A 13,608-nucleotide genomic window follows, 5' to 3' on the forward strand; every position below is an offset into this window, starting at 1 on the left:
TGTAGCCGATGCCCGCCAAAAAATCCAGCCTCGCACGGCCGGCCCCGCCGGGGCATGTTGCGCAAATATAAATTGGTGCTACGATGCGGGCCATCGCGCCGAGCGGCGCGCTTCACGGATGAGTCACCAAGATGAGCGGTCCCCAGTATCCCGGCTTCGACACCCTGGCCCTGCACGCGGGCAGCGCGCCCGACCCGGCCACCGGCGCGCGCGCCACGCCGATCCATTTCACCTCCTCGTTCGCGTTCCGCGACTCGGACCATGCGGCGGCGCTGTTCAACATGGAGAGCGCGGGCCACGTCTATTCGCGCATCTCGAATCCGACCAATGCGGTGCTGGAAGAGCGCATCGCCGCGCTCGAGGGCGGCGTGGCCGCGATCGCCACCGCCAGCGGCCAGGCCGCGATGCACCTGGGCCTGGCCACCATCGCCGGCGCCGGCAGCCACGTGGTGGCCTCGCGCGCCCTGTACGGCGGCGCCCACAACCTGCTGCACTACACGATGCGCCGCTTCGGCATCGAGACCACGTTCGTCGACCCGCGCGACCTCGACGCCTGGCGCGCCGCGATCCGCCCCACCACCAGGCTGCTGTTCGGCGAAACCCTGGGCAACCCGGGCCTGGACGTGCTCGACATTCCAGCCATCGCGGCGCTGGCGCACGAGCACGACCTGCCGCTGATGGTGGACGCCACCTTCACCACACCCTGGCTGCAGCGTCCCTTCGACCTGGGCGCCGACCTGCTGTTCCATTCCGCCACCAAGTTCCTGTGCGGGCACGGCACCGCGGTCGGCGGCCTGCTGGTCGACGGCGGCAGCTTCGACTGGGATGCGGCCCATGCGCGCAGCGGACGCTTCCCGGAACTGTGCGAACCCTATGACGGCTTCCACGGCATGGTGTTCGCCGAGGAATCCACCGTCGGCGCCTTCGCCCTGCGCGCCCGGCGCGAAGGCCTGCGCGACTTCGGCGCGGCCATGAGCCCGCACAATGCCTTCGCCATCCTGCAGGGCATCGAGACCCTCGGCCTGCGCATGGAACGCCACGTCGCCAATACCCGGCGCGTGGTCGAGTTCCTGGCCGCGCACCCGGCGGTGAGCGCGGTGTCCTACCCGGAACTGCCTTCGCACCCGGACCACGCGCTGGCCCGGCGCCTGCTGCCCAAGGGCTGCGGCGCCGTGTTCACCTTCACCCTCAAGGGCGACCGCGCGGCCGGCCGCCGCTTCGCCGACAGCCTGCAGCTGTTCTCGCACCTGGCCAACGTGGGCGACGCCAAGTCGCTCGTGATCCATCCGGCATCGACCACCCACTTCCGGGTGCCCGCGGACCAGTTGGCGGCCAGCGGCATCGGCGAAGGGACGATGCGCCTGTCGGTCGGCCTGGAAGACCCGGACGACCTGGTCGAGGACCTGAAGCGGGCCCTGAAACTGTCGCAGAAGGGAGCCTGAGATGCAGTGCGAGATCCACGGCCTCCCGGCCTATGCCTACACCGGCGGCAAGGCCTTCGACCCGGCGCGGCCGGCCATCGTGCTGATCCACGGCGCCCAGAACGACCACTCGGTATGGGCCCTGCAGAGCCGCTACCTGGCGCACCACGGCTACGCCGTGCTGGCGCCCGACCTGCCCGGCCACGGCCGCAGCGCCGGCCCGGCCCTGGCCAGCGTGGAAGCGATGGCGGACTGGATCCTGGCCCTGCTGGCCGCGGCCGGCGTGCGGCGCGCGCTGCTGGCCGGGCACAGCATGGGCTCGCTGGTGGCGCTGGAGACGGCCGCGCGCGCGCCGCAGCTGGCGGCCGGCCTGGCGCTGCTCGGCACCACCTACCCGATGAAGGTGTCCGACACCCTGCTCGAGACCGCGCGCAGCGACGAAGGGGCGGCGATCGACATGGTCAATATCTGGTCGCATTCGTCGATCGCGCACAAGCCTTCCTTCCCCGGCCCGGGGTTCTCGGTGATGGGCGGGGCACGCCGCCTGATGCAGCGCATGTCGGCGCGCAATCCGCACCAGCTGTTCCATACCGATTTCGCGGCCTGCAACGGCTACGCCGGCGGCGAGGCCGCCGCGGCGGCGCTGGACTGCCCGGTACTGTTCGTGCTCGGCAAGAAGGATGTGATGACGCCGCCCCGTTCCACCGCCCTGCTGACCGGCGCGGTGAAGCATGGCACAATCCTCAGCGTGGACGCGGGCCACCAGATGATGGCGGAGGCGTCCGACGCGGTGCGCGAAGGCCTGGCCGCCTTCGCCGCCAAGCTGCCTTTCCAGGAGAGCCCATGAGTGCACGCCCCGCCAGCTTCGCGGAGTTCTATCCCTATTACCTGAGCCAGCACGCCGACCGGCGCTGCCGGCGCGCCCATTTCTTCGGTACCACGGCGGCGATCGCCGCGATCGCGCTGGCGCTGGCCACCCGCAACGGGTGGTGGCTGCTGGCCGCGCTTGTGGCCGGCTATGGCGGCGCCTGGGTCGGTCACTTCTTCTACGAGAACAACCGGCCGGCTTCGTTTTCCCGGCCCTGGCTGTCGTTTCGCGCCGACTGGCTCATGTACTGGCAGATGCTGAGCGGAAAGCTCAGCTGGTAATGCCCGGCGCGCCGGAGGCGGCCGGGCGGGCGCCGAAATGCCCGGCCAGGCTCTGGTCCAGGCCAAGCTCCACCGCCGCCTCGACGCGCCGCGCCAGCGCTGCCGTATCGAGTGCCAGCGAATCCCGCGGCACCGGCTGGCCGGCCCCGCCATCCGCGCCAGCCGCGTCGAACACGAACAGGCGGTACACGTCCGCCAGGCGCAGGCGTGCCGGATCGGCCAGCAGCACCCAGCCGTCGGCCGCGGCTCCGGCTCCGGCCAGCGCACCCAGGTGCCAGCGCCCGCGCGGCGGCGCCTCGTCCTGCACCCGTCCCACCCAGCCGGCGGCGACCATCTTTTCCAGCAGCATGCCCATCTCGTCATAGCCGATCCGGGTATGGTCGCGGATCGCGGCGCCCGGCACCAGCGCGCTGCCGCTGGCCACGACGCTGCCGTACAGCACCTTCAGCACGGCCATCGCATCGACGAACATGCCGCCCGGGGTGGGCCGGTGCTTCCAGCGCTCGTACTTCACCACCGGCAGCGCCGCCGCCAGCACCGCGCCCACCAGCGTGATCAGCCAGGACAGGTACATCCAGACCAGGAACAGGGGCAGCGCGGCCAGCGCGCCGTAGATCAGGGTATAGGTTGGGAACTGGGCGATGAACAGCGCGAACAGGCGCTTGGCCAGCTCGAAGGCGCATGCCGCGGCCAGCCCGCCCCACAAGGCGTCGCGCCAGTGCACGCGCCGGTTCGGCACCGCCATGTAGAGCAGCGTGTAGGCGCCGGTGCTCAGGGCCACCGACACCACGGTGTAGAACAGGGAACCGAGCAGCGGCAGCGAGCGCGCCAGCCCGCCGGTGGCCGTAAACAGCTGGGACGTCGCGCTCAGCGAGAGGCCGACCAGGATCGGCCCGAGCGTGATCAGGGCCCAGTACACCAGCAGCCGCTGCGACCACGGACGCGGTCGGCGCACGCCCCAGATCTGGTTGAAGGCGCGCTCGATCGTGCCCAGCATCGCAGTGGTGGTCATCAGGAGCGCGGCCGCGCCCAGCAGCGACAGGCCCTTGGCCTTGCTGGCGAACTGGGTCAGGTTGGCGCTGATGGTGTTGGCGATCGCCTTCGGCATCAGGGTCTGCACGAACCAGGTGTCGAGCGCCGCGCGCAGCTGGTCGAACACGGGGAAGGTGGTCAGGATCGCCAGCACGATGGTCAGCAGCGGCACCAGGGCCAGGGTGGTGGCGAAGGTGAGGCTGCCCGCCACCTGGGGCAGGCTTTCCTCGCGCAGGCGGCGCCGGGCGAAGCGCAGCAGGTCGCGCAGCTCGGCCGGCGTCAGGCCGCGCGCAGCCGTTGCACCGCCGGCGCCGCCGGCACCGCTGCGGCCCGACAGGGAGTGTAGGGTTCTGGAAAGCATCCGGCTATTCGATTCGTCCCGCAAAGGGCATGTCAATTGAGCAAAGCGACCTATAATACCAACGATGAAGCCGACCCAGACTCCCAACCTGATCATTCTCGTGCTGTACTACTCGCGCCACGGCGCCACCCGCAAGCTGGCCGAACTGGTCGCCCAGGGCATCGAGAGCGTGCCGGGGCTCGAGGCGCGCCTGCGCACGGTGCCCGCCGTCTCCACCGTGGCCGAGGCGACCGCGCCCGACATTCCGACCGAAGGCGCGCCCTATGTCGAGCTGGACGACCTGCGCGAGTGCGCCGGCCTGGCGCTCGGCTCGCCGACCCGTTTCGGCAACATGGCGGCGGCCGTCAAGTACTTCCTCGACGGCACCGCCGCCGACTGGGTCAACGGCACCCTGTCGGGCAAGCCGGCGGTGGTGTTCACCTCCACCGGCAGCCTGCACGGCGGCCAGGAGTCGACCCTGCTGTCGATGATGCTGCCTCTGCTGCACCACGGCATGCTGGTCATGGGCCTGCCCTATACCCACCCCGAACTGATGAACACCGCCAGCGGCGGCAGCCCGTACGGCGCCTCGCACTGGGCCGGCGCCGATGGCAGGCGGCCCCTGAGCGACGAAGAACGCGTGCTGGCGATCGCGCTCGGCAAGCGCCTGGCCACCGCAGCCCTCAAACTGCACGGAATGCACTGATGGATACCGCAAAAGTCTTTCATGCCGGAGCAATCGCGAGCCTGATCTGGCTCATCGGCTGGCTGGTGGCCTGGGAAGTCCTGGTCGCGCCCCTGCACCCGGGAGGCTCGCTGCTGGCCCTGAAGGCCCTGCCCCTGCTGCTGCCCCTGCGCGGCGTGATCAAGCGCGACCTGTACACCCTGCAATGGTCGTCGATGGTCATCCTCGTGTATTTCGCCGAAGGCGTGGTGCGTGCCTGGGCCGACACCGTGCCGGCCTCGCGCGCCATGGCGATCGGCGAGATCGTGCTGGTGGTGGTGTACTACGCCTGCGCCCTGCTGTTCCTGCATCCGTACAAGAAGGAAGCCAAGCGCCTGGCCAAGGAACTGCTCGACAAGGTCAAAGTGCCCCATGACTGAGGCGCTGCTGGCGCGCCTCGGCGCGGTCGTCGGCGCGCCCCAGCTCCTGGCCGATGCCGCCGCGATGGCGCCCTACCTGGAAGACTGGCGCGGCCGCTTCACCGGCCGCGCGCGCGCCGTGGTGCTGCCGGCCGACACCGCGCAGGTGGCCGCCGTGGTCCAGGCCTGCGCCGCCGAACGGGTGCCCGTCGTGCCGCAGGGCGGACGCACCGGGCTGGTGCTGGGCAGCGTGCCCGATGCCAGCGGCAGCGCCATCGTGCTCTCGCTGCGGCGCCTGAACCGGATCCGCCAGGTCGATGCCGCCAACGGCAGCATGACGGTCGAGGCAGGCTGCATCCTGGCCGATGCGCATGCCGCCGCGCAGCAAGCCGGCATGCTGTTCCCGCTTTCGCTGGTCAGCGAAGGCAGCTGCACCATCGGCGGCAACCTGTCGAGCAACGCGGGCGGCACCGCCGTGCTGCGCTACGGGAACATGCGCGAACTGTGCCTGGGCCTGGAAGTGGTAACGGCCCAGGGCCAGGTGTGGGACGGCCTGCGCGGGCTGCGCAAGGACAATACCGGCTATGCGCTGCGCGAGCTGTTCATCGGCGCCGAAGGCACGCTGGGCGTCATCACGGCCGCCGTGCTGAAACTCCATCCGCAACCGAAGGCGGCCCGCAGCGCCCTGGTGGCGCTGCGCACGCCGCAACAGGCGCTGGATCTGCTGGCCCTGCTGCAGGAGCGCTGCGGCGCCACGCTGACCGGCTACGAACTGATGTCGGCCTTCTGCCTCGACCTGGTCGCCAGCCAGTTCCCGGCCCTGCCGCGGCCCTTCGCCGCGCCGCCCCCGTACACGGCCCTGATCGAACTGTCGAGCGAGGAATCGGATGCGCACGCGGCCGCCCTGCTCGAGGGCGCGCTCGGCGCCGCGCTGGACGCGGGCGTCGCGCGCGACGCGGTCGTCGCGGGCTCGCTCGGCCAGTCGCGCGGCCTGTGGCAGCTGCGCGAACACATCCCGCTGGCCCAGGCCGCAGCCGGTAAGAACATCAAGCACGACATCTCGCTGCCGGTGTCGGCCATCCCGGACTTCATCGCGCGCACCGGGGCCGCCCTGGCAGCGGCGCATCCTGGCTGCCAGGTGGTCTGCTTCGGCCACCTGGGCGATGGCAACCTGCACTACAACGTCGCGCCGCCGCCCGGGGTCGCGCACGCGGCCTTCCTGGCCCAGGAACCGGGCGTGAACCGCATCGTGTACGACGGCGTGGCCGCCTTCGGCGGATCGATCTCGGCCGAGCACGGCATCGGCGCGCTCAAGCGCGGCGAACTGGTGCGCTACAAGAGCGCCGTCGAACTCGACATGATGCGTGCCATCAAGGCTGCGCTGGACCCGCTCGGCATTATGAATCCCGGCAAAATCCTGTGATCCCGGAGACGACATGCTGAGAATTCCCGTTCTGCTGCTGTGCTGCCTGGCCGGCCAGGCCACCGCCGCCACCGTCTACAAATGCGTCGAGAACGGCAGGCCGAGCTACAGCGACCGTCCCTGCGGCCGGACGGCGGTGGAACTGCCGGCCCCCAGCAGCGGCGCCGATCCGGAAACCCTGGCCCGCCTTGCGCGCCAGAGTGCCCTGGTGCAGGACATTGAAGGCGCGCGCGCGCTGCGCGAACAGAAGGAGGCACGCGATGCCGCGCGCATCGAACGCGCCGCTGCCGTGCAGCGCCGCCGCTGCGACAAGTTGCGGCTGGAGGCGAAATGGGCGGGCGAGGACGCGGCGCGCGCCGCGAAGGACGACGCCGGCGCGGCGCGCATCAAGGCAAAGCGCCAGGCCGAGGCGCTGGCGGCGGAGTGTCCGCCCTGAGCCCGGCATCCACCCTGCTGGCGCGCTGGCTCCTGTTCGGCGAGTGGCGCGCACACCCGGTGCGGGCGCTGCTGGCGGTCGCCGCGATCGCGGTCGGGGTGGCGATGGGTTTCGCGATCCACCTGATCAACGCCGCCGCCTTCAACGAGTTCTCGGCTGCCGTGAAAAGCCTGTCCGGCCAGGCCGACGTCCAGGTGGCGGCGCGCGAGCCGCTGTTCGACGAGGCGGTGTATGCGCAACTGGCCGCCGATCCGCGGGTGGCGGTCGCTTCTCCAATACTGGAACTGGCCGCCGGCCTGCCCGGGGTCCAGGGTGCGCTGCGCATCGTCGGCATCGATGCCCTGCGCGCCGGCTTCATCACGCCCGACCTCGCCGGCGTGCCCGGGGAAGGCCGCATGATGGATGTGCTGGCGGACGATGCGATCTTCCTGTCACCGGCCGCCCTGGCCTGGCTCGGCAAGCGTCCCGGGGACACCCTGGTGCTGCGCGCGGGCGCCGGCGAGGTGCGGCTGCGGGTGGCCGGCCAGGTGGCGCGCGCCCGCGCCGGCCAGCGCCTGGCCGTCATGGACATCGGCGCCATGCAGTGGCGCTTCGGCCGGCTTGGACGCCTGGCGCGGATCGACCTGAAGCTGCGCGATGGCATCGACCGTGGCGCGTTCCGGCGCGCGCTGGCGCAGGACCTGGAGCGCGCCTACCCGGGCCGCTTCGCCGTGCGCCAGCCGGACGACGGCGACCAGGAGCAGCGCAACGCCAACCTGAGCCGCGCCTACCGCGTCAACCTCACCGTGCTGGCCCTGGTGGCCCTGTTCACCGGCGCCTTCCTGGTGTTTTCCACCCAGGCGCTGTCGGTGATGCGGCGCCGCGGCCAGTTCGCGCTGCTGCGCGTGCTGGGCTGGGAGCGCGGCCAACTGCTGCGCCAGGTGCTGCTGGAGGGCGCCAGCCTGGGCGTGGCCGGGGCCCTGCTCGGCGTTGCCGGCGGCTATGCGCTGGCGGCGCTGGCGCTGCACTACTTCGGCGGCGACCTCGGGGCCGGCTACTTCCCCGGCATCCGTCCGCGGGTACAGTTCACGCCGGTGGCGGCCGCCGTGTTCTTCCTGCTCGGCCTGGGCGTCGCCCTGCTCGGCTGCCTGGCCCCGGCCTGGGACGCGGCGCGCGCCCGCCCCGCGCTGGCGATCAAGTCCGGCGCCGACGAGGTGGCGCTGGCGCGACTGGCGCGCGTGTGGCCGGCCCTCGCCTGCCTGGCGCTCGCGGCCGGCCTGGCCTTCGCGCCACCGGTGTTCGAACTGCCCCTGTTCGGCTACCTGGCGATCGCCCTGCTGCTGGTCGGCGGGATCGGCCTGATGCCACGCCTGGCCGCGGCCGGCTTTCGCGCGCTGGAAGCCTTGGTGAACCGGGCAAGGCGCGCGCCGCCGGTGCTGGCGCTGGCCGTGGCGCGCCTGGCCAACGCGCCCGGCCAGGCCTCGATCGCACTGGGCGGGGTGCTGGCCAGCTTCAGCCTGATGGTGGCGATGGGCATCATGGTGTCCAGCTTCCGGGTCTCGGTGGACGACTGGATGGGCCACATCCTGCCGGCCGACCTGTACCTGCGCAGCGCCGCCGGCGGCAATGCCGGCTTTCTCAGTCCGCAGCAGCAGGCGGCGCTGGCGGCGCTGCCAGGGGTGGCCCAGGTCCACTTCCTGCGCACCCGTCCGGTTTCACTGGCGCCGGACCGGCCGAACGTGGTGGTGGTCGCGCGCGACATCGATGCCGGCGACCCGGGCCGGCTGCTGTTCCTGGTCGGCCAGGCGGCCAGTCCGCCGCCCGGCGCGCGCCCGGCCTGGGTGTCGGAAGCGGTGGTCGACCTGTACGGCGCGCGCCCTGGCGCCACCATCACCCTGCCGCTTGGCGGGCGCCAGGCCAGCTTCTTCGTGGCCGGCGTATGGCGCGACTATGCCAACCAGGCCGGATCGATCGTGATCCGGCTGGCCGACTACCGCGCCCTGACCGGCGAGGCCGAGGTCAGCGATGCCGCCCTGTTCGCCGCGCGCGGCGGCAGCGCCGAGGCGCTCGCGGCGGCGGTGCGCGCCCTGCCCTTCGGCGGCGCCCTGCAGCTGATGTCGGCCGGCGAGATCCGCAGCGCCAGCCTGCGCATCTTCGACCGCAGCTTCGCCGTCACCTACCTGCTGGAAGCGATCGCGATCGCGATCGGCCTGTCCGGCGTGGCGGCCAGCTTCTCGGCCCAGACCCTGGCGCGCGCAAAGGAATTCGGCATGCTGCGCCACGTGGGCGTCACGCGTGGCCAGGTGCTGGGCATCCTCGCCTTCGAGGGTGGCCTGCTCACGTTGCTGGGCGTGGCCTGCGGTTTCGCGCTGGGACTGGTCATCAGCCTGATCCTGGTTTATGTTGTGAACCCCCAGTCCTTCCACTGGACGATGCAGCTGCACCTGCCGTGGACCTTGCTGGGGAGCGTCGCCGCCGTGCTGGTCGGGGCCTCGGTCGCCACCGCGCTGGTGTCGGGACGCTACGCGCTGTCGGGTGGTCCGGTACGCGCCGTCAGGGAGGATTGGTAGATGCGCGCAGCGCTGGTGTGGTTCCTGTTGTCCGTCTCGATGCTGGCCGCGGTCCCCGCAAGCGCCGAGCCGCCGCGCTTCGCGCCGGTAACCCCCGGCAGCGCGCTGTCCTTCCCGCAGGACTACGGCGCCCATCCGGAATTTCGCACCGAGTGGTGGTATGTCACCGGCTGGGTCGAGACCCCGGATGGCAAGCCGCTCGGCTTCCAGGTCACCTTCTTTCGCAGCCGCACCGAGCACGATCCGCGCAACCCGAGCGCGTTCGCCCCGCGCCAGCTGGTGATCGGCCATGCCGCCCTGTCCGACCCGGCGCTGGGCCGCCTGGTGCACGACCAGAAGAGCGCGCGCGAAGGCTTCGGCCTGGCCTGGGCGCGCACCGGCAATACCGACCTCAAGCTCGACGACTGGCGCATGGTGCGCGACAGCGGGGGCGACTACCGGGTGACGATCCGCTCCAGCGAACTGACGCTGGAACTGCGCCTGCAGCCCACCCAGCCGCTGCTGCTGCAGGGCGAAGGCGGCTACTCGCGCAAGGGCGCCAGCCCGCAGCACGCCAGCCACTACTACAGCGAGCCACAGCTGAAGGTGAGCGGCAAGGCCGGGCGCGCCGGCAGCCTCCCGGTGGCGGTGACGGGCAGCGCCTGGCTCGATCACGAATGGTCGAGCGAGGCCCTGCAGCCGGATGCCACCGGCTGGGACTGGATCGGGGTGAACCTCGACGACGGCGGCGCCCTCATGGCTTTCCAGATCCGCAGCAGGCAAGGTGATAAACTATGGGCGCACGCCACCGTGCGCGACCGCGCGGGCCGGGTGACCCGCTACGCGCCCGACCAGGTGAAGTTCACGCCGACCGCGCACTGGAAGTCGCCGCGCACCGGCGCCGAGTACCCGGTCGCGTTCGACGTGGCGACCGGCAGCCTGCGCTGGCAGCTCGCTCCCCTGCAGCAGGACCAGGAGCTCGATTCGCGCCGTTCGACCGGCGCGGTGTACTGGGAAGGCGCGATCACGGTCAGCCGCGACGGCCGGCGCCTGGGCCGCGGCTACCTGGAAATGACGGGCTATGTGCGCCCGATGAAGCTTTGAACGAACAAGAATACGAACGACGCCCCACGCAGACGATGACTTCCAGCACCACCGGCACGACCGGCACCCCGGATACCCCCGACACCTCAGGCAGCGCGGCCCGCAAGGGCAGCCTGGCCGCCTTCAAGGGCCTGCTGCCCTACCTGGCTCCCTATCGCCGCCAGTTCCTGCTGGCCGGCATCGCGCTGCTGTTCGCGGCCGGCGCCACGCTGGCGATTCCCGCCGCCTTCAAGCAGATGATCGACCACGGTTTCGGCGCCAGCGTCGGCGCGCGCGGCATCGAGCACGTGAATGCCACCTTCCTGGCCCTGTTCGGGGTGGCCGCGGTGCTGGCCGTGGCCACCGCCGCGCGCTTCTACATGGTGTCCTGGCTGGGCGAGCGGGTGGTGGCCGACATCCGCGCCGCCGTCTACCGCCACGTGGTGCAGCAGAGCCCCGCCTTCTTCGAGACCACCCGCACCGGCGAGGTGCTGTCGCGCCTGACCACCGACACCACCCTGATCCAGACCGTGGTCGGCACCAGCATCTCGCTGGCGCTGCGCAATACCCTGCTGTTCGGCGGCGGCCTGGTGATGCTGTTCGTGACCAGTCCGAAGCTGACCGCCATCATCCTCGGCCTCTTGGTGCTGGTGGTGCTGCCGATCGTGCTGTTCGGTCGCCGCGTGCGCAAGCTCTCGCGCGACTCGCAAGACCGTATCGCCGACGCCTCGGCGCTGGCCGGCGAGATCCTCAACGCCATGCCGACCGTGCAGGCCTTCACCCACGAGTCCATCGAGGCCGGCCGCTTCCAGCACTCGGTGGAAGGCGCCTTCGGCACGGCGATCCGGCGCATCCGCGCGCGCGCCACCCTGACCATGCTGGCGATCGTGCTGGTGTTCGGCGCGATCGTGTTCGTGCTGTGGCTCGGCGCGCACGCGGTGCTCGAAGGGAACATGACAGGCGGCGACCTCGGGCAGTTCATCCTGTACGCCGCGATCGTGGCCGGCTCGATCGGCGCGCTGTCGGAAGTGATGGGCGAAGCCCAGCGCGCCGCCGGCGCCACCGAACGCCTGCTGGAACTGCTGGCGGTGCGCTCCGACATCCAGGACCCGGCGCACCCGCGTCCGCTGCCCCCGCGCCTGGCGGGCGGCGCCCGCGTCACGCTCGACGAGGTCAGCTTCAGCTACCCGTCGCGCCCTGACAGCGCCGCGCTGTCGCACCTGAAGCTCGACATCGCCGCCGGCGAGACCGTGGCCCTGGTCGGCCCTTCGGGCGCCGGCAAGACCACCCTGTTCCAGCTGCTGCTGCGCTTCTACGACCCGCAGGCCGGCGGCATCCGCCTGGACGGCATCGACATCCGCGACCTGTCGCTGCACGCGTTGCGCGATGCGATCGGCATCGTCCCCCAGGACACCGTGATCTTTTCCAGCAGCGCGCTGGAGAACATCCGCTACGGCCGGCCCGATGCCAGCGACGAGGAAGTGATCGCAGCCGCGAAAATGGCGGCCGCACACGAGTTCATCGAGCGCCTGCCGCAGGGCTATGGGGCCTTCCTGGGCGAGCGCGGCGTGCGCCTGTCCGGCGGCCAGCGCCAGCGCATCGCGATCGCGCGCGCCCTGCTCAAGAATCCGCCGCTGCTGCTGCTGGACGAAGCGACCAGCGCGCTCGATGCCGAATCCGAGCGCCTGGTGCAGCGCGCGCTGGAGGCGGCGATGGTGGGCCGCACCACCATCATCATCGCGCACCGCCTGGCCACCGTGCAGCGCGCCGACCGCATCATCGTGCTGGACGAAGGCCGGGTGGTGGAAGCCGGCACCCATGCGGCGCTGGTGGCGCACGGCGGCGTATACGCCAACCTGGCGGCGCTGCAGTTCGGCGCGCACGCGCCGGCCGTGGCCTAGTGGCGCCGAGCGCGATGAGCGACAGCGCCCTGCTGCGCCAGTGCCACACGGTGTTCCCGGGACACCGCGCGCGCGCGCCGGCCGAGCTGTTCGCGGCGATGGCGGCATGGTGCGAAGCGAACGGCGTCGAGCACGACGTGTATGGCAGCGGCGCCCTGCTGCAGGCCTTCGAGGCGCGTATCGCGCAGCTGCTCGGCAAGGAAGCGGCCGTATTCTGCATCAGCGGCACCATGGCCCAGGTGACAGCCCTGCGCCTGGCCTGCGAGGACCGCGCGCGCGCACTCGCCGCGTTGCATCCGACCTCGCACATCTTCGTGCACGAGCGCTCCAACTACCAGCTGCTGGGCCACTTCAAGGCGCTGCAGGCGGGCGAGCGGCACAGGCCCTGGACGGTGGCCGACCTGGCGGCGATTCCCGACCGGCTGGGCGCGGTCGGGCTCGAGCTGCCGCTGCGCGAGATCGGCGGCCAGCTGTCTTCCTGGGACGAACTGGAGGCGATCAAGGCCCATTGCCGGGCGCGCGGCGTCCACCTGCACATGGACGGGGCGCGCCTGTGGGAGGCGGCCGCCGGCTACGGACGGTCGCTGCACGAGGTGGCGGCCGGCTTCGATTCGGTCTATGTCTCGCTGTACAAGGGCATCGGCGGCCTCGGTGGCGCCATGCTGGCGGGTAGCGGCGACTTCGTGGCGCGCGCCGCCGAATGGTTCCGGCGCCAGGGCGGCAACGTGATCCATCGCTCGCCCTATGTGGTGGCGGCGGCGATGGAGTTCGAGGCGCGCCTGGCGGCGATGCCGGACTACCTCGACCGGACGCGCTTCCTGTACGGGGAACTGGCGGCGCACCCCATCATCCGCGTCAACCCGGCCGCACCGCAGGTGAACATGCTGCACCTGCATGTGCCGGTGCCGCCGGAGCGCGCACTGGCGATCCGGCGCGAGCTGGCCGAGCGCCACGGCATCTGGATGTTCAACCGCGTTGCCGGCGGCGTTCTTCCCGGCACCAGCTACTTCGAGCTGTATGTGGGCGATAACCTGCTGCATGCGCAGGACGAGCACGTGCGCACCGCCCTGGCCCTGTTCGCGGACGCCCTAGGGTCTGTCTGACTGAGCGAAGGCGAAGAATGAGAGAATTAGATCGGGAGGGCTATGAAGATGAGCCGAACTGATCTAACCGAGAAGCAATGGCGGCGGTTGGAATCCCATCTGCCGCCAA

Annotated in this window: 12 protein-coding genes; 11 read left to right on the forward strand and 1 reads right to left on the reverse strand. The window is 71.3% G+C overall.

Features of this window, described 5'->3' with window-relative positions; genetic code table 11:
- The first annotated feature begins 131 nt into the window (after positions 1–131).
- From LE190_RS17775 to LE190_RS17785, 3 genes are read left to right on the forward strand one after another with little or no spacing between them, the layout of a single operon-like run.
- Positions 132–1,442 carry an O-acetylhomoserine aminocarboxypropyltransferase gene (locus LE190_RS17775; RefSeq protein WP_225239944.1) on the forward strand — a complete coding sequence of 437 codons (1,311 nt, stop codon included), beginning with the start codon at positions 132–134 and terminating at the stop codon, positions 1,440–1,442.
- A gap of 1 nt (position 1,443) precedes the next feature.
- The gene (locus tag LE190_RS17780) at positions 1,444–2,268 is read left to right on the forward strand and encodes an alpha/beta fold hydrolase (RefSeq protein WP_225239945.1); all 825 of its coding nucleotides are present in this window, start codon (positions 1,444–1,446) and stop codon (positions 2,266–2,268) included.
- Positions 2,265–2,570 carry an Mpo1-like protein gene (locus tag LE190_RS17785; protein WP_225239946.1) on the forward strand — a complete coding sequence of 102 codons (306 nt, stop codon included), beginning with the start codon at positions 2,265–2,267 and terminating at the stop codon, positions 2,568–2,570. Before LE190_RS17780 ends, LE190_RS17785 begins: the two co-directional genes overlap by 4 nt.
- Here LE190_RS17785 and LE190_RS17790 read toward each other — a convergent pair.
- Positions 2,560–3,963 (reverse strand): YihY family inner membrane protein, encoded by a 1,404-nt coding sequence (locus LE190_RS17790; RefSeq protein WP_225239947.1) that lies wholly within the window; start codon positions 3,961–3,963, stop codon positions 2,560–2,562. The two genes, LE190_RS17785 and LE190_RS17790, sit on opposite strands and share 11 nt — an antisense overlap.
- 64 nt (positions 3,964–4,027) lie before the next feature.
- On the opposite strand from LE190_RS17790, the gene wrbA reads away from it, so the two are divergent.
- Genes wrbA through LE190_RS17830 form a run of 8 tightly spaced genes read left to right on the forward strand, consistent with a single transcriptional unit; the run spans position 4,028 to position 13,499 of the window.
- The gene (gene wrbA / locus LE190_RS17795) at positions 4,028–4,648 is read left to right on the forward strand and encodes an NAD(P)H:quinone oxidoreductase (RefSeq protein WP_225239948.1); all 621 of its coding nucleotides are present in this window, start codon (positions 4,028–4,030) and stop codon (positions 4,646–4,648) included.
- The gene (locus tag LE190_RS17800) at positions 4,648–5,046 is read left to right on the forward strand and encodes a DUF2069 domain-containing protein (protein ID WP_224944899.1); all 399 of its coding nucleotides are present in this window, start codon (positions 4,648–4,650) and stop codon (positions 5,044–5,046) included. Before wrbA ends, LE190_RS17800 begins: the two co-directional genes overlap by 1 nt.
- Positions 5,039–6,448 carry an FAD-binding oxidoreductase gene (locus LE190_RS17805; RefSeq protein ID WP_225239949.1) on the forward strand — a complete coding sequence of 470 codons (1,410 nt, stop codon included), beginning with the start codon at positions 5,039–5,041 and terminating at the stop codon, positions 6,446–6,448. Before LE190_RS17800 ends, LE190_RS17805 begins: the two co-directional genes overlap by 8 nt.
- A gap of 13 nt (positions 6,449–6,461) precedes the next feature.
- Positions 6,462–6,884: a DUF4124 domain-containing protein gene (locus tag LE190_RS17810; protein ID WP_225239950.1), complete on the forward strand. Its 423-nt coding sequence runs from the start codon at positions 6,462–6,464 to the stop codon at positions 6,882–6,884.
- Positions 6,872–9,433, forward strand: coding sequence for an FtsX-like permease family protein (locus LE190_RS17815; protein WP_225239951.1), 2,562 nt, complete (start codon positions 6,872–6,874; stop codon positions 9,431–9,433). Before LE190_RS17810 ends, LE190_RS17815 begins: the two co-directional genes overlap by 13 nt.
- Positions 9,434–10,516, forward strand: a complete 1,083-nt coding sequence (locus LE190_RS17820) for a lipocalin-like domain-containing protein (RefSeq protein WP_225239952.1) — start codon at positions 9,434–9,436, stop codon at positions 10,514–10,516. It begins immediately after the preceding gene.
- A gap of 35 nt (positions 10,517–10,551) precedes the next feature.
- Positions 10,552–12,396, forward strand: a complete 1,845-nt coding sequence (locus LE190_RS17825) for an ABC transporter transmembrane domain-containing protein (protein ID WP_225239953.1) — start codon at positions 10,552–10,554, stop codon at positions 12,394–12,396.
- Positions 12,397–12,410: 14 nt separating this feature from the next.
- On the forward strand, positions 12,411–13,499 hold the full coding sequence (locus LE190_RS17830) for a threonine aldolase family protein (RefSeq protein WP_225239954.1): 1,089 nt from the start codon (positions 12,411–12,413) through the stop codon (positions 13,497–13,499).
- The last annotated feature ends 109 nt before the right edge of the window (positions 13,500–13,608 follow it).

Origin of the sequence: Massilia hydrophila (assembly GCF_020208145.1) — a bacterium.
GTDB classification, from domain to species: domain Bacteria; phylum Pseudomonadota; class Gammaproteobacteria; order Burkholderiales; family Burkholderiaceae_D; genus Telluria; species Telluria hydrophila.